We start from the raw sequence: 17,223 nt of genomic DNA on the forward strand, positions 1-17,223 counted from the left end.
GCAACGTGGTTCAGATCATGATGGGCGGCGGACCGCCGGCGGACAAACGGCACCTTCTCCTGCCTGCGGGGCTTGCCTATGCAGTCATCATCGTCGCGGGGATCTGGAGCGAGGGTTTCGTACGGGCCGCGCTGATCGAGCCCGGCGACGCGGCGGCGACGGCAGCGGCGATTGCGGCGAACGAAACGCTGTTCCGTGCCAGCGTGGCTGCGGACATGGTCATGGCGCTCTGCGATGTGGCCCTTGCCGTGCTGCTTTACATGATCCTCAAATCTCATGGCGCACTGCTCGCGCTTCTGGCGATGGTCCTGCGGCTCGTACAGGCGTCGATCATCGGGGCCAATCTGGTCAATCAGCAGGCGGCTTTGCTGGCTCTTGGCGGAGCGGGCGGGAGTGAGGCGGTCGCGCTGCTTCATCTTCAGATGCAGAGCCACGGCTACGATCTCGGCCTCGTCTTCTTCGGCGCGGCCAACATTGCGATCGCCGTTCTTATCCTGCGTTCGGGCTGGGTGCCGCGTCCGCTCGGCTGGCTCGTCGCGGCGGCGGGACTTGTCTATCTCGCGGGAAGCTTCCTGCGCATCCTGGCGCCGCATCTTTCCGGGACCTTCGTCTATGCCTACGCGGTGCCGGTAGTGGCCGAAACATCGTTCGCACTCTGGCTGCTCGCGGCCGGCTTCAGACCGAGGCTTGCGGCGCATTGACCGTGCCCGCGACACGTGCCTATCAAGGGCGGCGGCCTGAGAGGGGAGCGTTCGGATGAAGGTCATCATTTGTGGTGCGGGCCAGGTCGGCTGGCAGATCGCGCGCCATCTCTCAGGCGAGAGGAACGACGTCACGGTTGTCGACTACAATCCTGAACTCGTCCGCCGCGCGACCGAGGCGCTGGACGTTCAGGGCGTAACGGGCTTTGCCTCGTACCCGGATGTTCTCGACCGTGCTGGCGCGCGTGATGCAGACATGATCATCGCGGCCACGCATTCGGACGAGGTGAACATGGTCACCTGCCAGGTCGCGCATTCGATCTTCGGTATCACCCGCAAGATCGCGCGGCTTCGGGCGCGATCCTACATGGACGCGATCTATTCCGACCTTTACCGGCGCGACCACCTGCCGATCGACGTCGTGATCAGCCCCGAACGCGAAGTGGCCGAAGCCGCGCTGCAGCGGCTTGCGGCGCCCTCGACCTTCGATACCGAAAGCTTCATGGGGGGCAAGGCGCAACTTCTCGGCGTCGCGCTCGATGAGGACTGCCCGGTCCTGAACACGCCCTTGCGCCAGCTCACCGATCTTTTCTCGACCTTGCGCGCAATCGTCGTCGGGATCCGCCGCGAGGGGCGGCTCTTCGCACCTGAGCCGGGCGATCAGCTTTTCGCGGGCGACCAGATCTACGTCTTCAGCCATGTCGAGGACGTGAACCGCACGTTAGACATTTTCGGCAAGGCGACGAAGAAGCAGGAGCGCATCGTCATCATCGGTGGCGGCAACGTGGGCCTGGCCGTTGCGCGCGCGCTTGAAGCGCGGACGGACCGCATCCGCGCGAAGATGATCGAGATGAACCGCGCCTCCGCGGAACGTGCGGCCGACGCGCTGGAACGGACGATCGTTCTAAACGGCGACGGCATGAGTGCAGAACTTCTGGCCGAGGCCAACATCGACCGTGCCGATGCTGTCCTTGCCGTCACCGACGATGACAAGACCAATCTTCTCGCAGCCGTACGCGCAAAGCAGGCCGGCTGTCCGATGGCGATTGCGCTCATCAACGATCCGACACTCGTGCCATTAATGGGCGCTCTCGACATCGATGCCTATATCAATCCACGCGCCACGACCGTGTCGTCCATCCTGCGTCATATCCGCCATGGCCGAGTGCGGGCGATCTATTCGATCGGCGATGCCGAAGCCGAGGTGATCGAGGCGCAGGTCTTATCGACTTCGCCTGTCGCGGGTCGCGCGGTGCGCGACATCGAGTTTCCCGAGGGGGTGCTCATGGGGGCGCTCATGAAGGGGGACCGTGTCGTGAAGCCCACACCCGATACGCGCGTCGAGGAGGGCGACGTCATCGCGCTCTTCTGCATGTCGGGCGATGTGCCCGAGGTCGAACGCCTTCTCCAAGTCTCGATTGACTTCTTCTGAGCGATGCGCCGCCTCACCGATCTTCCGTTCGTGGTTGTCCTGATGGGGTTTGGCGCAGTTGCCATGTATGTACCGGCGGTCCACGCATTCACCCAGAGCGACTATGAGATCGCCCGCGCCTTCTTCTATTCAGGCTCGCTCTTTTTCATGCTCGCCATCCTCATCGGGATGGCGACTGCCGCCAATCGCCCGGGGCCGCAGGCGCGCAACCAGCTTCTGACGCTGGTTGCGACTTTCACGCTCCTGCCGCTCATGCTTGCCGTGCCGTTCGCCGAATCGGTGCCCGACACCAATTTCTTGAGCGCCTGGTGGGAAATGATCTCGTCCCTCACCACGACAGGAGCGACGCTGTTCGAACCGGAACGCTTGTCACCCTCTGTGCATCTGTGGCGGGCGCTGGTCGGCTGGCTCGGTGGCTTCTTCATACTCGTGACGGCGGTCGCGGTTCTGGCACCGATGAATCTCGGCGGCTTCGAGGTGCTGAGCGGCGCGACTGCAGGGCAGGGGGCTGTCATCGGCGGCCCTGTGGCGCGCGGCTCTGTGCCGTCAGGCAGAATCAGCCGCCACGCGCGGATACTCTTTCCTGTCTACGCGGCTCTGACGCTTCTCTTGTGGGTCGGGCTCATTCTCGCCGGCGACCCGCCGCTCGTCGCGGCGAGCCACGCGATGTCGACGCTCGCCACATCCGGCATCTCGCCAATCGGCGGATTGAACGCAGCGCCGTCGGGCGTCGGGGGCGAAGTGATCATCATTCCCTTCTTCGCCTTCGCGCTGTCGCGCCAGCTCTACCCTGCAGGCCGCACGATCCGCCGCTCCGAAAGTTTGAGCTACGACCCCGAACTGCGCATGGCGATCTTGTTCGCGACCATCGTGCCCGCGCTATTGTTCCTGCGCCACTGGGTAGGTGCGCTCGAAGTCGACGAGATCGCCGATACGGCGGCCGCGATGCGCGCGCTCTGGGGCACGACTTTCACCGTGCTCTCGTTCCTCTCGACGACGGGGTTCGAATCCGCGGACTGGAGTGAGGCGCGGTCATGGTCGGGGCTGACAACGCCGGGGCTCATCCTGGCCGGTCTCGCGGTGATGGGGGGAGGCGTGGCGACAACGGCGGGGGGCGTCAAGCTCCTCCGGGTATACGCGCTGTATCGCCACGGAGAGCGCGAGGTCGAACGGCTCGTTCATCCGAATTCGATCGGCGGGTCGGGCAGCCAGGCGCGGCGGCTGAGGCGGCAGGGCGCGCAGATGGCGTGGATCTTCTTCATGCTCTTCGCGCTCTCGATCGCGGTCACAATGTTGGCGCTGGCACTGACGGGGCTCGACTTCGAAGGCTCGACGACCTTCGCCGTCGCCGCGTTGTCCACGACCGGTCCGCTCGCAACAGTCGCGACCGAGGTACCGCTAAGTTGGGCTGACCTTGACACGGCCGCGCGGGGCATTACCGCGGCGGCGATGATCCTTGGTCGGCTCGAAACGCTGGCGATCATCGCGCTGCTCAACCCCGATTTCTGGCGCGGTTGATTTCCCTAGCGGAAACAGGTCCGTTCCGGTCCCATTTTTAGGGTGGAAAGTCCTGAATTCTTACGCATACTCGCCTCAAGCTCCCGGTGCAGCGCCGAGGGGCGTGACTAAGCGCGAAAACAAAAAACAAGGCGACGATAACATGGCTGCCGACAAGCAAAATTTGCAAGACGCTTTTCTCAACCATGTCCGCAAGGGCAAAGTTCCCGTTACGATCTTCCTTATTAATGGCGTGAAGCTTCAGGGCGTCATAACCTGGTTCGACAATTTTTGCGTGCTTCTGCGGCGTGACGGGCAATCGCAGCTCGTCTACAAGCATGCCATTTCGACCATCATGCCGGGCCAGCCGATCTCGCTATACGAGGGCGAAGACTGAGCGATCCGAATCCTGTCAGGGACCACCCGACCCGGGCTTGGGTCCTGCATCCCGACCTGAAGTCCGGCAGCCGCGCGCGCCGGCTTCCCGATCATGCATTGGCCGAGGCTGTGGCGCTGGCCGCCGCGCTTCCCGATCTCGAAATCCTCGGCGCCGAGGTAGTGCGCCTGAATCGGCCCCAGGCCGGGATGCTGTTCGGGTCCGGCAAGATCGGGGAGTTAAAGCACCGTTTCGCGGAGGATGGAGTGGAGCTGGTGCTCGTCGACGGGGCGGTCAGCCCAGTGCAGCAGCGCAACCTCGAGCGGGAGTGGAACGTGAAGCTCCTCGACCGGACTGGACTTATCCTCGAAATCTTTGCTGATCGCGCGCGCACGCGGGAGGGCGTTTTGCAGGTGGAGCTTGCCGCGCTCAGCTATCAGCGGACACGGCTCGTCCGGGCCTGGACTCACCTGGAACGCCAGCGCGGCGGGCTCGGTTTCGTGGGCGGCCCCGGCGAGACGCAGATCGAGGCTGACCGGCGCGCGATTGACGAAGAGGTCGTGCGCATCCGCCGCCAGCTCGCGAAGGTGGTCAAGACGCGCGAGCTGCACCGGGCCGCGCGGCGCAAGGTGCCGTTCCCGGTCGTTGCGCTCGTCGGCTACACGAACGCGGGCAAATCCACGCTCTTCAACCGCATGACGGGTGCGGAGGTTCTGGCCAAGGACATGCTCTTCGCCACGCTTGATCCGACGATGCGGGGCGTGGCGTTGCCCTCGGGAAAGAAGGTGATCCTGTCCGACACGGTGGGCTTCATCTCTGATCTGCCTACCCAACTCGTCGCGGCATTCCGCGCTACGCTGGAGGAAGTGCTAGAGGCCGATCTCATCCTCCATGTCCGGGACATCGCCCATCCCGAGACCGAGGAACAGGCCGCCGATGTCCGCGACATCCTCGATAGCCTCGGCGTCGATGAGGGCGTGCCCTTGTTCGAGGTGTGGAACAAGATCGACCTTCTCGCGCCGCCGCTCCGGGACGCGCTGAAGGTCCAGGACGCGCGAAACCCCGGCATCCACGCCGTCTCGGCGATCACGGGCGAGGGGATCGCGCCGCTTCTCGATGCGATCACCGGGGCGCTCGACGACGAAAGGCAGGAGACGGAACTGGTGCTGCCCTTCAGCGAGGGACGCAAGCGGGCGTGGCTGCACGATCGCCAACTCGTCAGGGCCGAGGCAGAGGGCAAGGATGCGTGGCGCGTCACGGTGCGCTGGACCAGCCGGCAGCGGGCTGCGTTCGACCGGCTGGAAGGTTAAGCGGGACGACCCGTGCCAAGCGCCTCGTCACACCTCCTCGTCCTTGCCGCTCTTGTCTGCGCGCATCGGCAAGAGATCCACGGGCAGCGGGAAAATGACGATCGAGGTCTTGTCGGTGGCGATATCGTTCAGCGCATTGAAGTACCGCAACTGCATCGAGTTTGGTTGCGCGGCGAGCATCTTACCCGCCTCCACCAGCTTCGCTGCCGCCTGATACTCACCCTCGGCATTGATGACCCGCGCCCGCCGCAGCCGCTCCGCCTCGGCCTGCTTGGCGATGGCGCGGATCATGCTTTCATCGATATCGACATGCTTGATCTCGACATTGGCGACCTTGATCCCCCAAGCGTCGGTCTGCCGGTCGAGGATCTCTTGCACATCGGCGTTCAGCTTGTCGCGTTCGGCCAGCATCTCGTCGAGCTCGTGCTTGCCGAGCACCGATCGCAGCGTCGTCTGCGCGAGTTGGCTGACCGCGACGGCGAAATCGGCGACGTTGATGATCGCGCGTTGCGGGTCGACTATTCGAAAATAGATAACCGCGTTTACCTTCACCGAGACATTGTCGCGCGAGATGACATCCTGGCTGGGCACGTCTTCGACGATCATGCGCAGATCGGTGCGCACGACCTGCTGGACAAAGGGGATGAGGAGGACGAAGCCGGGCCCGGAGACCTTTGTGAACCGGCCGAGCGTGAACACAACCCCGCGCTCGTATTCGCGAAAGATGTAGATCGCCGAATAGAGCACGTAGATGACCAGCGCCACGAGGAAGAGCTGGAAGATCCAGTCGAATATGAAAACCGGCATGGCTACACTTCTCCTTCCGCGCCGCGAAGCGCCGCTGCGGGCTCGACGCTGAGCGTGAGCCCGTCGATATCGAGAACGCGTATCGCTTGGCCCGAAGCTAGAGCGGCCGCGCATCGGGCATGCCAGCGCTCACCCTCGACCCAGACGTACCCCTCGTAACCTGACCACTCGACAACGCGCCCGGGTGCGCCGATCATCCGCGATCGGCCTGTGACCGGCGCACCCTTGTAGACGCGGATCGTGAATCCCAGAAGAAGCATCAGGACCGCGGCGCTGACGGCCGCCATCGTGCCGATCATCAGCCAGGAGATCTGGTATTCCGGTACATCGGTGTCGACGAGCATCGCCGACCCCACTACGAAGGCCACGAGCCCGCCGAGACCGAGGACACCGAAGGCCGGCGTGACCGCCTCGGCGACCATGAATCCTATGCCGAGGATCAGGAGCGCCAGCCCGGCATAGTCGAGCGGCAGCTGATTTAACGCGTAGAGTCCGAGCATCAGGCTGATCGCGCCAATGACGCCCGGAACAATGGCGCCGGGATTCCAGAACTCGAATACGATCCCGTAAATGCCGACCATCATCAGAATAAGCGCGATGTTCGGGTTGGACAGCACGCTCAGAATACGGGTGATCGCGTCCATCTCGACCCGTTCGATCACGAGGCTGTTTGTGCTCAGCACCCGTTCTTCGCCAGCGAATATTATCTTGCGCCCATCGGCTGCTGCCAGAAGCTCCTGCTCGTCGCGGGCAATGATGTCGATTACGCCCTTCTCGAGCGCCGCCTCGGCCGACAGGCTCGCAGCCTGCCGCACTGCCTCTTCGGCCCAGTCGGCATTCCGCCCGTGCATCTCGGCGAGACTGCGGATCAGCGCCACGGCGTCGTTGGTGGCCTTGGCCGTCATCGCATCTTCCGGTGCGAGCGACTCGGAGCCTTCGCCCGATCCGTCGTCACCATCCTTCTCGCCGCCTTTCGCGGAGTCGCCTTCCGCGCCCTTCGGCTCGGGTGGCGGCTCCTGCCCCGGAAGGCCTTCGGGTAGCCCGCCGATGGAAACCGGCGTTGCTGCGCCGACATTCGTGCCGGGTGCCATGGCGGCGAGGTGCGTGGCATAGAGAATGTAGGTTCCGGCGCTGGCCGCGTGGGCCCCCGACGGCGCAACGTGGCCGATCACTGGGGCAGGCGATGCAAGCAGACTCGTGATGATCTCGCGCATCGCGTCGGCGAGGCCGCCCGGCGTGTTCAGACGCAAGATCACGACCTCAGCGCCCAGTTCAGCGGCGCGGTCAAGCACTCTGTCAACGTGATGCACGGTCGCGGGACCAATCGGCCCCTCAATCGCCGCGAGGATCGCAATCGGGCGGGTGTCGGCTTCCTCGGCAATTTGGGCTGCCGTCAGCGTAACAGCTATCAATGAAGCCACAGCTGCCGCCAAGAGACGGCGCAACCCTCGGGCAATCGGCACTTTCGCCTCCCTGGGGGAAGTATAAGCGCCGCGTCGTCACACAACAATGCAGATGCGCGTGACCGTCGTCGGTCTGCCACGGGGTCGCCGGTGCACGCGGGGCGTGGAGGGTCGCGTCCTATCCGTCGGGCGTCAGCACGGTTACCCCCGTGGCTGCCGCGCGCGCCAGATCGGGATCAAGCGACATCGGCACATATTCACCGCGCCGCCACAGAATGCTCAGATCGTCGTAGTGGCGCGACAGCGGATGACCCGACTGGCCGGTCGAGATGATGAAAACCGAACTGTCGGGGTCGGCAAAGTCGTAGACTCCGCGGTAACCCGCGCCGTTGACGTTGAGATAGGGCTCCGGCCCCGTTCCGGCGAGCCGTCCGCGATCGAGTGTATGGTCGCCGCCGGACCGTGACTGGCGGATGTTCACGATCCACTTCACGACCGGCATCTCGCCCAGCACCTCATGGTCCTGCTTCGCCTGATGCGCGTCACCCCAGCGCCAACTTTCGACATTGCGCCCATAGCGCTCCGCTAGTTCCAATAGCGCGTCGTCGAGGGCCATACGCGCGACGTCGGTGCAGGTCTCCACGGGCGCCGACTGGATGATATCGCACCACCGTGCGGCGCCGTCGATGTCGCGGTAGACCCGCTCGATGAACAGGGGCTCGACCGTGGTGAAGCGATCCGCGAGGGGGCCGAGTTCGTCCCGAATAAGCCGGTTCTGAAGTGCCCGCACCCAGGCGGCATAGATCAGAGGCTCCGGCAAGTGTTCGTTCATGTCGCCGTCCCATTCTGCGAGGACCTGAAGCGCGCGCTGGCGCAACTGTTCCGGCGTGCCGTCGGGCGCCGCTTCGCCGGTGAACCAGAGATCGGCCCCGATGAGCGGCAGGACGGTGCGCGCCGCCGGGGACACGGCGTCGAGCTGGGCGGCGATGAAGCTTTCACGGCTGTGGACCTCGCGTTCCTGCATCAGCCGGGTCCAACGCTGGACCCGCTGGGTATCGCCCCAGGCGAAACTCACGTGGCGCGGGAAGGGACGGTTGACGGTCTTGTTGTTGGTGTTGCCGACGATGCCGCCCTCGGGCTCGACGAAGCGGGGATTGTTGGCGTAGGGCAGAATGCCCACCCACCGGTTCTCCGCCATCCAGCCGAGTGAGGGCAGGCGACCCTGGCCGCGCATCTTTGCGTCGCGCTCCGGCATCTTGCCGAACATGACCATGGCGATGCCGTCCTGATCGGCCATGGTGACGTTCTGTGCTGGCGCCACGAAATCCTGCCCCGCCGCGATCCCCTCCTCGATGCTCCGGGACGACATCAGCCGGATCGCGGCGCTCATCGAGGTGTCGGCCGGATCGAGCGCCGTCCAGCTCAGCGCCGCGACATGGCCGGGCGGCGTGACCGAGGCGAGGTCGAAATGCGACCCCGGCAGGACCGGTCCGTTATCGGTCCAGCGCATGGTGATCGTGATCGGGGGCGCGTCCTTGACATCGATGATGCTGCGGCGGCTCTCAAAGGTTTTCCAGCCGTCGGGGGTCCGATAGCGCTCGGGGTCGGCGGGATTCAGCTCTTCCATCCGGATGTCCTGATCGTCGAGCCAGGCCGCCGTGATGCCCCAGCCGAGCGCAGCGTTGCGGCCGGCGAGGACGGCGGGGATGCCGGGAATGGTGGCGCCGATCACGCCGCCGGCCTCGAGTTGCAGCCGTGCGAGATACCAAAGGGACGGTGCCGAGAAATCGACATGCGGGTCATTGGCCAGAAGCGATCCGCCCGCCGCCGATCGGCTTGGCGCAGCCGCCCAGGCGTTCGAGGCGCCCCCAAGCGACAGGGGTGGTACGGGCCAGAAGGCGGGCGGCGATCCGGCGTCGGCCGTGCGGGTCTGGCGCGTGCCGGGAACAAGGTTCGCATAAGGCGGCAGTGCCGCGACCCCTTCGCCCGGACCGTCTGGCATGAGATCGGCGGCCCAGTCGGGCGACAGGAGCGAGACCCGCGCCCGGAGCACCTCGGCATCGATCTGCGAGCTCGAGCGCAGCGCCATGAGCTTCAGGATCGCGACGGAATCGGTCGGTTGCCAATAGGCGATTTCCTTGGAGAAGAGGAAGAATTCCGGCGCTCCGCGGCCGCGCGCCTCGGCGTTCACGATGCCGATCCAGGCGTTGACCCCGCGCGCATAGGATTCGAGCGCGTCGCGTGTCGCGCCATCCTGCACCGCGACTGACCGCGCCGCCTGCCCGTAAAGGTCGAGCCGGCGCATCAGCTCGTCAGTCTTGATCGTGCGCGTGCCGAACATTTCCGATAGCCGCCCCTGCACCGTGCGGCGCAGCACGATCATCTGCCACAACCGGTCCTGGGCATGCGCGAAGCCGAGCGCGAAGAAGACGTCGGCGTCAGCCTCGCCAAATATGTGCGGCACATCGGCGGTGTCGCGGACGATCTCGACCGGCGCGGTCAGGCCCGCGATCGCGTAATCCTCGTCGTAGTCGGGGAGCGAGCGCGACGCGAAATAGTAGATCAGCGCGCAGACGCCCAGCGTGAGGAACAGGAGCCCCGAGACGATGCGCAAGAGCCATCGGAACGCAGTAAGCATCGGATCGCCCGCATCAGCACGTGGCCCGGTGCAAGCCCCGCGCGGACACCGAGCCCGAGGAACCGGTTGACGGCGCGGGCAGGGCGGTTAACTAGGACAGAAACCAGACAACCGCAATCGAAATGGGAGGGTCAGATGGCGAAGGTCGCTTTTCTTGGTCTGGGCGTGATGGGCTATCCGATGGCGGGTCACCTCGCCGCGAAAGGGCATGAGGTGACGGTTTACAACCGGACGGACGCCAAATCCGATGCCTGGGCGAAGGAGCACAAGGGACGCGCTGCGCCGACACCGGCCGCGGCCGCGAAAGGCGCCGAGCTCGTCATGGCCTGCGTCGGCAACGACGACGACCTGCGCGCCGTGTGCCTCGGCAAAGACGGCGCCTTCGCCGGCATGGAGAAGGGTGCGATCTTCGTCGATCACACCACCGTCTCGGCCGCCGTCACGCGCGAGCTTGCCGCCGTTGCCGGCGAGGCCGGCATCGGCTATGTCGATGCGCCGGTCTCCGGCGGTCAGGCCGGCGCCGAGAACGGAGTCCTGTCGGTCATGTGTGGCGGTGACGCCGGCGACTACAGCCAGGCGGAGCCGGTCATCGCCGCCTATTCCCGCATCTGCCGTCGGCTGGGCGACACCGGCGCGGGGCAGCTTGCCAAGATGGTCAACCAGATCTGCATCGCGGGCCTCGTCCAGGGCCTGTCAGAGGGCCTGCATTTCGCCGAAAAGGCCGGGCTCGACATCGAGGAGCTCGTCGAGGTTATCAGCCAGGGCGCGGCCGGGTCGTGGCAGATGGCCAACCGCCACAAGACCATGGCCGAGGGCAAGTTCGACTATGGCTTCGCGGTCGATTGGATGCGCAAGGACCTCGGCATCTGCCTGTCGACGGCAGAGGAGAACGGCGCGAGCCTACCGGTCACCGCACTCGTCGACCAGTTCTACAAGGATGTCCAGAAGATGGGTGGCGGACGCTGGGACACATCGAGTCTCTTCGCGCGGCTTCGCAAGCTCGGCTGATAACCCGGCCGGTCGTGAATTGGGACAGGGCAGGAGGGGGCGCTGCCCCCAATTCCCGCTTCCGCGGGAACTCCCCCGGAGTATTTTCCAGACAGTAAGTGAAACGCTCGCACTCTTGACTTTCTGTCTGGAGATCCTCTCGGGGGGCCGAAAGCCCTCCGGCGGGTCGCCCCGGCGCCAGCCGGGGCGAAACGGATCAAGGAATGATCCGCGTGTACTTGGTCCCTTCGAGCGTCGCGCCCGCGATGAAGCCCGCTTGACCGAACACAAGCGCAATGACAGGGGCGAGTGTCGTCGTCGTGTCCGCAGCGATCGAGCCGCCCTGATCGGGCGTCGCGTATTTCGCGTCCGCACCCATCGCCCAGCCGTCCGAGGCGCGGAAATTGGCGAGCGCCTGCTGGGTCATGAAGAAAAGTGCGTGCGCGTATTGCTGCGCGCCGATCTGCAAGCCCCAACTCGCCTGAGTGGCCGAATAGTAGTCAACCGTCACGTCGTTGATCCTGAGCGCGCCGCGCCCGTAGGCGCCACCAAAGACGAAGCCCGCTTCGGTCATCAGCGGCATGTAGAGGACGCCCGCCGACTTGTTGGTCAGGTCGACCGTGCCGGGGTACTGCTGGTGCAGGAAATCGCGCGTCGCGTCCACCCGCGCGTCGAGCCGCGCCGCGCCGCCGCCGCCCACGCCGTTGCCACAGGCCGAAAGGCCCAGTACCGCGCCGCCCGATACTAAGAGTCCCCGTCGGGAAATGCCGTTCATCTGACTGCTCCGCTCAATGTTGCCTGCCGGCCTGTTCCGACCGGTTCCGCTACTAGCTATAGGGCAGAACGCGCGCCCTGTCATTAGGTGTTGTGTCCCAACCTGTTCACATCTGCGCTGATTAGCGCCAGGTTCGGGCGATGTCCGGCGCGAAATAAGTCAAGATCCCGTCGCAGCCCGCGCGCCGGAAGGCGAGAAGACTTTCGAGGATTGCGTCCTCCTTCAGCCAGCCCTGCATCACCGCGCCTTTCAGCATCGCGTATTCGCCTGAGACCTGGTAGGCGAATGTCGGCGCGCCGAACGCCTCCTTCACCGCCGCGCAGATGTCGAGATAGGCGAGGCCGGGCTTGACCATGACCATGTCGGCGCCCTCGGCAAGGTCACGCGCGACGAGCCTGAGCGCCTCGTCGCGGTTCGCCGGATTCATCTGGTAGGTCTTCTTGTCGCCCTTCAGTGCGCCAGACGCCCCAACCGCGTCGCGGAACGGCCCGTAAAAATTCGACGCGTACTTCGCCGCGTAGGACAGGATCGCGACATCCTTGTGACCTTCGGTCTCAAGTGCGCGCCGCATCGCGCCGATCCGTCCGTCCATCATGTCGGACGGGCCGAGTATGTCCGCCCCGGCCTCGGCCTGGGCGAGCGCCATCTTGACCAGCGCCTCGATCGTCTCGTCGTTCAGGATTACGCCATCGCGCACGAGGCCGTCGTGACCATTGGCGTTGTAGGGATCGAGCGCGACATCGGTCATCACTGAGATCTCGGGCACGGCGGCCTTGATGGCGCGCACTGCGCGGTTCGACAGGTTGTCGGGATTCCATGCCTCCTCGCAAGCTTCGGTCCTGAGCGCGGGATCGGTGTAGGGAAAGAGGCAGATCGCCGGAATGCCGAGCCGCATCGCCTCTTCCGCGGCGCGCACCGTGCCTTCCACCGTCCGGCGCACGACGCCGGGCATGGAAGGCACTTCGGCATCGGCGCCCGGTACATCCGTGACGAAGACCGGCCAGATGAGATCGCTGGCCGAAAGCCGCGCCTCGGCGACAAGATCGCGCAACGCGGGCGTGCGGCGCAGGCGGCGGAAGCGGGTGGCGGGAAAGGGGGCATGGATCGGGGTCATGTCGGGGGACCTGTTCATCGTCTTGTCCACGGGTTACACGCTTGGCAAGAGATCACAAGGGTGGAATCCGCCGCAGGGCGCGACTAGCATTCACGGGCACCGTTCGGGGACAGGACTTGGACTTCACGAAGCTGATTTTCGACCTGATCGATCTCAGGTCCTTTTCCAACCTCTGGTACTGGATCGCGCTCGCCGTCACCTGGTCTTCGGCTTCGCACTGGGTGCTCGGCATTCCCTACGACATGGTGATGCGCGCCCGCAGGCTCGGCGGGCAGGCCGAGGCGGATCTGCAGGATATCGCGCGGATCAACATCTCGCGCATTCTCTATATCGGGCGCGAGGCGGGCATGATCCTCGTCACGATCGGCGCCTTCTTCCTGACCGCGCTCGCGATTCTGGGCTTCTGGTATCATGTGGAATTTTGCCAGGCCGTGTTCCTCTTGGCACTGCCCTTGTCGATCGTCGGTCTCCTCAGCCTCTCGACCGCCGCGAGGATCGAGGCCGAAGGCGACACAGGCGAGGCTCTGCGCCGGCGGCTCGCCATTCATCGCCTGACTGTGCAGGTGATCGGCATGATCTCGATCTTCGTCACCGCCTTCTGGGGCATGCTGCAAAACTTCTCAGTCTCGATCCTGCCCGGTTGACACCGGCGAGAGGAAGGCTAGGTGGGGGCGATGACCTCGCCCACTCACATCACGCTTTCCGGCGCGCCCGAAGGGTATGACGCCCGCCTCCTCGCCCGCGAGCTGGGGAAAGGCGCGCCCGTCGTCCATGTCGCGCGCGACGACAAGCGGCTGGAGGCGATGCGGGCAGCGCTGGCTTTCTTCGCGCCCGACGCATTGGTCCTGACCTTCCCGGCCTGGGACTGTCTGCCCTATGACCGCGTCTCCCCCAATGCCGATGTCTCGGCGACGCGAATGGCGACGCTCGCAGCGCTCGCCCAGGGGGTGCCTGGGCCGTTCATCCTGCTCACGACGCTGAATGCCGCGACCCAGCGAGTGCCCGCGCACGACGTGCTGAAGGCCGCCGCCTTCACCGCGAAGGTCGGTGGGCGCGTGAACGAGGCGGGGCTGCGCGAATTCCTCGTCCGCATGGGCTTTTCGCAAAGCCCGACCGTGACCGAGCCCGGCGACTACGCGATCCGCGGCGGCATCATCGACATCTACCCGCCCGGCGAAGGCGGTCCGGTGCGGCTTGACCTCTTCGGCGACGTCTTGGACGGAGCGCGGCGCTTCGACCCCGCAACCCAGCGGACGACGGCGAAGCTCGACGCGGTGGAACTCGCGCCTGCCTCGGAGGTCATCCTCGACGAGGCCGCGATCACCCGGTTCCGTCAGAACTACCGGATCGAGTTCGGCGCCGCCGGCACCGACGACCCGCTCTACGAGGCGGTGAGCGCGGGGCGCAAGCATGCCGGGATGGAGCACTGGCTGCCATTCTTCCACGAGAGGCTGGAGACCTTGTTCGACTACCTCCCCGGCGCGTCGGTGATGCTCGACGACCAGACCGCACCCGCGCGGCTCGCCCGCTGGGAGGGGATCGAGGACCAGTACGACGCCCGGCGCGAGGCGATGGCTCGCAAGGACCGGCTCGACTCGGTCTACAAGCCCGCGCCACCGCAGGCGCTCTATCTCGACGATGCGGGCTGGACGGAGGCGCTCGCCGGGCACCGGGCGCTCCAGCTCGTCGAATTGCCGCAGGCGACGGGGCCGGGCGTTCTGGATGCCGGGGGGCGGATCGGACGCAACTTTTCATCCGAGCGACAGCTCGAACACGTCAATCTTTTCAACGTTCTGGCCGATCATGTGAATGCTCGGCGCGAAACAGGTCAGGTCGTTGTCGCCTCCTATTCGGAGGGCGCGCGCGAACGACTCAAGGGGCTTCTCGAGGACGAGGAGGTCGTGGGTGCCAAGCCCGTCCGCGACATCCGTGACGTGCCGGAAGGCAAGGGCGGGCTGTACCTCACAGTCTGGGCGCTCGAACACGGGTTCGAGGGTGCTGGCCTGACGGTCATATCCGAGCAGGACGTGCTCGGCGACCGGCTCATACGCGGGGCGAAAAAGCGCCGGAAAGCCGAGAACTTCCTCACCGAAGCTCAGTCGCTTTCCCCGGGCGATCTGGTGGTCCACGTCGATCACGGAGTGGGGCGCTATACCGGGCTCGAGACGATCACGGCACTCGGCGCGCCACATGATTGTGTTGCTCTGGAATATGCCGGCGGCGACCGGCTCTACCTTCCGGTCGAAAATATCGAGCTTCTCAGCCGCTACGGCCACGAGGAGGGGCTACTCGACAAGCTCGGCGGCGGCGCATGGCAGGCGAAGAAGGCCAAGCTGAAGGAGCGTATCCGCCAAATAGCCGAACGACTGATGCGCGTCGCGGCCGAACGCGCGCTCAGGAAGGCGCCGATCCTGGAGGCGGCGCATCATGACTGGGACGCCTTCTCGGCGCGCTTTCCCTATCAGGAAACCGACGATCAACTCACCGCGATCGACGAGGTCGTCGACGATCTGGCTGAAGGCCGGCCAATGGACCGGCTCATCGTCGGGGATGTGGGTTTCGGCAAGACCGAGGTCGCGATGCGCGCGGCGTTCATCTCGGCGCAGTCCGGCATTCAGGTGGCGGTCATCGCGCCGACAACGCTGCTCGCCCGCCAGCATTTCAAGACCTTCGCGGACCGCTTCCGCGGCACCGCTATCACTGTCCGGCCTCTCTCTCGCTTTGTGTCGGCCCGTGATGCCGCCGAGACGCGCGCCGGGCTCGCCGAGGGAACCGTCGATATCGTCATCGGCACGCATGCAGTCCTGTCGAAGCAGGTGAAGTTCCGCAACCTCGGCCTTTTGGTTATCGACGAGGAGCAGCATTTCGGCGTATCGCACAAGGAGCGGCTCAAGGAGATGCGGTCGGAGATCCACGTCCTTACCCTCACCGCGACGCCAATTCCGCGAACACTTCAACTGTCGCTTACAGGTGTCCGGGATCTTTCGATAATCGGCACGCCGCCCATCGACCGGCTCGCGATCCGCACCTATGTCAGTGAGTTCGATACGGTGACGATCCGCGAGGCGCTTCTGCGTGAGCGTTACAGGGGCGGGCAGTCGTTCTACGTGGTCCCGCGCATCGCCGATCTGCCCGAGATCGAGGACTTCCTGAAGACCCATGTTCCGGAAGTCAGCTACGTGGTCGCGCACGGCCAGATGGCGGCGGGCGAGCTCGACCAGCGCATGAACGCGTTCTATGACGGGCAGTACGACGTGTTGCTCGCGACGACCATTGTTGAAAGCGGGCTGGATATTCCCACCGCCAATACGATGATTGTGCACCGCGCGGACATGTTCGGCCTCGCGCAGCTCTACCAGATTCGGGGCAGAGTGGGGCGGTCGAAAGTCCGCGCCTATTGCTACATGACCACGAAGCCGCGCGCGCCGCTTACCCCGAACGCCCAGAAGCGGCTCCGGCTTCTGGGTTCGCTCGACAGCCTCGGCGCGGGCTTCTCGCTCGCCTCCCAGGATCTCGACCTGAGGGGTGCCGGCAACATCCTGGGCGAGGAGCAGTCAGGCCACATCACCGAGGTCGGCTACGAGCTCTACCAGTCTATGCTCGAAGACACGATCGCGCGGATCAAGGCGGGCGACATCGAGACACCGACCGACGAAAACGGCCAGTGGTCGCCCCAGATAAATCTCGGCGTACCGGTGATGATTCCCGAGAGCTACGTGCCCGATCTCGACGTGCGCCTCGGTCTTTACCGCCGTCTGTCCGGCCTGACCTCCAAGGTAGAACTGGAGGGCTTCGCCGCCGAGCTCATCGACCGTTTCGGCCCCGTCCCGAAGGAGGTCAACACGCTCCTCCTCGTCATGCGGATCAAGGCGATGTGCCACCGGGCCGGAATAGGGCGGCTCGACGCCGGTCCGAAGGGCGCGACGATCCAGTTTCACAACGACAAGTTCGCCAATCCCGCCGGCCTCGTCGACTTCCTGCAGGATCAGCGCGGGCTCGCCAAGGTGAAAGACAACACGATCATCGTACGCCGCGACTGGACGAAGGACAGCGACCGCATACGCGGTGCCTACGCGGTGGCGCGCGATCTGGCTGAGAAGGCTAAGGAACCGGCCCCGGCCCGGCCCGCATGAGAAAGACGGCAACCCGGGGACAGGGTGCCGCCTTTCAATACGAGGGTCAC

Annotated in this window: 13 protein-coding genes; 8 read left to right on the forward strand and 5 right to left on the reverse strand. The window is 65.2% G+C overall.

Annotated features, from left to right (window positions below; all coding sequences use genetic code 11):
* Positions 1 to 5 precede the first annotated feature (5 nt).
* From DEA8626_RS06495 to hflX, 5 genes are all read left to right on the forward strand, one after another.
* The gene (locus DEA8626_RS06495; RefSeq protein ID WP_245890782.1) at positions 6 to 701 is read left to right on the forward strand and encodes a DUF4386 domain-containing protein; all 696 of its coding nucleotides are present in this window, start codon (positions 6 to 8) and stop codon (positions 699 to 701) included.
* Positions 702 to 756: 55 nt separating this feature from the next.
* Positions 757 to 2,133 carry a Trk system potassium transporter TrkA gene (gene trkA / locus DEA8626_RS06500; protein ID WP_108852197.1) on the forward strand — a complete coding sequence of 459 codons (1,377 nt, stop codon included), beginning with the start codon at positions 757 to 759 and terminating at the stop codon, positions 2,131 to 2,133.
* Between the two features lie 3 nt (positions 2,134 to 2,136).
* The gene (locus DEA8626_RS06505) at positions 2,137 to 3,651 is read left to right on the forward strand and encodes a TrkH family potassium uptake protein (protein WP_108852198.1); all 1,515 of its coding nucleotides are present in this window, start codon (positions 2,137 to 2,139) and stop codon (positions 3,649 to 3,651) included.
* 142 nt (positions 3,652 to 3,793) lie between these two features.
* Entirely contained in the window at positions 3,794 to 4,027 is a 234-nt protein-coding gene (gene hfq / locus DEA8626_RS06510; protein ID WP_108852199.1) for an RNA chaperone Hfq, read from the forward strand.
* Positions 4,024 to 5,316, forward strand: a complete 1,293-nt coding sequence (gene hflX, locus DEA8626_RS06515; RefSeq protein ID WP_108852200.1) for a GTPase HflX — start codon at positions 4,024 to 4,026, stop codon at positions 5,314 to 5,316. Before hfq ends, hflX begins: the two co-directional genes overlap by 4 nt.
* 27 nt (positions 5,317 to 5,343) lie before the next feature.
* Here the strand turns inward: hflX and DEA8626_RS06520 are convergent, their stop codons facing one another.
* From DEA8626_RS06520 to DEA8626_RS06530, 3 genes are all read right to left on the reverse strand, one after another.
* Entirely contained in the window at positions 5,344 to 6,123 is a 780-nt protein-coding gene (locus DEA8626_RS06520) for a slipin family protein (RefSeq protein ID WP_108852201.1), read from the reverse strand.
* Positions 6,124 to 6,125: 2 nt separating this feature from the next.
* Complete coding sequence (locus DEA8626_RS06525; RefSeq protein WP_245890783.1) at positions 6,126 to 7,544, reverse strand: NfeD family protein; 1,419 nt, start codon at positions 7,542 to 7,544, stop codon at positions 6,126 to 6,128.
* Positions 7,545 to 7,704: 160 nt separating this feature from the next.
* Positions 7,705 to 10,164 (reverse strand): penicillin acylase family protein, encoded by a 2,460-nt coding sequence (locus DEA8626_RS06530; RefSeq protein WP_108852203.1) that lies wholly within the window; start codon positions 10,162 to 10,164, stop codon positions 7,705 to 7,707.
* 135 nt (positions 10,165 to 10,299) lie between these two features.
* Here DEA8626_RS06530 and DEA8626_RS06535 point away from each other — a divergent pair, with 135 nt between their 5' ends.
* Entirely contained in the window at positions 10,300 to 11,172 is an 873-nt protein-coding gene (locus tag DEA8626_RS06535; protein WP_108852204.1) for an NAD(P)-dependent oxidoreductase, read from the forward strand.
* Between the two features lie 196 nt (positions 11,173 to 11,368).
* Here the strand turns inward: DEA8626_RS06535 and DEA8626_RS06540 are convergent, their stop codons facing one another.
* Together DEA8626_RS06540 and hemB are read right to left on the reverse strand one after the other, a co-directional pair.
* Entirely contained in the window at positions 11,369 to 11,926 is a 558-nt protein-coding gene (locus tag DEA8626_RS06540; RefSeq protein WP_108852205.1) for a lipid-binding SYLF domain-containing protein, read from the reverse strand.
* A gap of 121 nt (positions 11,927 to 12,047) precedes the next feature.
* Positions 12,048 to 13,040, reverse strand: a complete 993-nt coding sequence (gene hemB, locus DEA8626_RS06545) for a porphobilinogen synthase (protein WP_108853352.1) — start codon at positions 13,038 to 13,040, stop codon at positions 12,048 to 12,050.
* A gap of 116 nt (positions 13,041 to 13,156) precedes the next feature.
* Here hemB and DEA8626_RS06550 point away from each other — a divergent pair, with 116 nt between their 5' ends.
* Both DEA8626_RS06550 and mfd read left to right on the forward strand, forming a co-directional pair.
* Entirely contained in the window at positions 13,157 to 13,684 is a 528-nt protein-coding gene (locus tag DEA8626_RS06550) for a component of SufBCD complex (RefSeq protein WP_108852206.1), read from the forward strand.
* Positions 13,685 to 13,714: 30 nt separating this feature from the next.
* Complete coding sequence (gene mfd, locus DEA8626_RS06555) at positions 13,715 to 17,173, forward strand: transcription-repair coupling factor (protein WP_108852207.1); 3,459 nt, start codon at positions 13,715 to 13,717, stop codon at positions 17,171 to 17,173.
* The last annotated feature ends 50 nt before the right edge of the window (positions 17,174 to 17,223 follow it).

Source organism: Defluviimonas aquaemixtae (assembly GCF_900302475.1).
Taxonomy (GTDB): domain Bacteria; phylum Pseudomonadota; class Alphaproteobacteria; order Rhodobacterales; family Rhodobacteraceae; genus Albidovulum; species Albidovulum aquaemixtae.

Excerpts from the sequence above, each read along its gene's own strand:
- DEA8626_RS06520 (WP_108852201.1), bottom strand. The coding sequence starts at position 6,123 with ATGCCGGTTTTCATATTCGACTGGATCTTCCAGCTCTTCCTCGTGGCG.
- DEA8626_RS06530 (WP_108852203.1), bottom strand. The coding sequence starts at position 10,164 with ATGCTTACTGCGTTCCGATGGCTCTTGCGCATCGTCTCGGGGCTCCTG.
- hemB (WP_108853352.1), bottom strand. The coding sequence starts at position 13,040 with ATGACCCCGATCCATGCCCCCTTTCCCGCCACCCGCTTCCGCCGCCTG.
- DEA8626_RS06505 (WP_108852198.1), top strand. The coding sequence starts at position 2,137 with ATGCGCCGCCTCACCGATCTTCCGTTCGTGGTTGTCCTGATGGGGTTT.
- trkA (WP_108852197.1), top strand. The coding sequence starts at position 757 with ATGAAGGTCATCATTTGTGGTGCGGGCCAGGTCGGCTGGCAGATCGCG.
- hfq (WP_108852199.1), top strand. The coding sequence starts at position 3,794 with ATGGCTGCCGACAAGCAAAATTTGCAAGACGCTTTTCTCAACCATGTC.
- mfd (WP_108852207.1), top strand. The coding sequence starts at position 13,715 with ATGACCTCGCCCACTCACATCACGCTTTCCGGCGCGCCCGAAGGGTAT.
- DEA8626_RS06540 (WP_108852205.1), bottom strand. The coding sequence starts at position 11,926 with ATGAACGGCATTTCCCGACGGGGACTCTTAGTATCGGGCGGCGCGGTA.
- DEA8626_RS06535 (WP_108852204.1), top strand. The coding sequence starts at position 10,300 with ATGGCGAAGGTCGCTTTTCTTGGTCTGGGCGTGATGGGCTATCCGATG.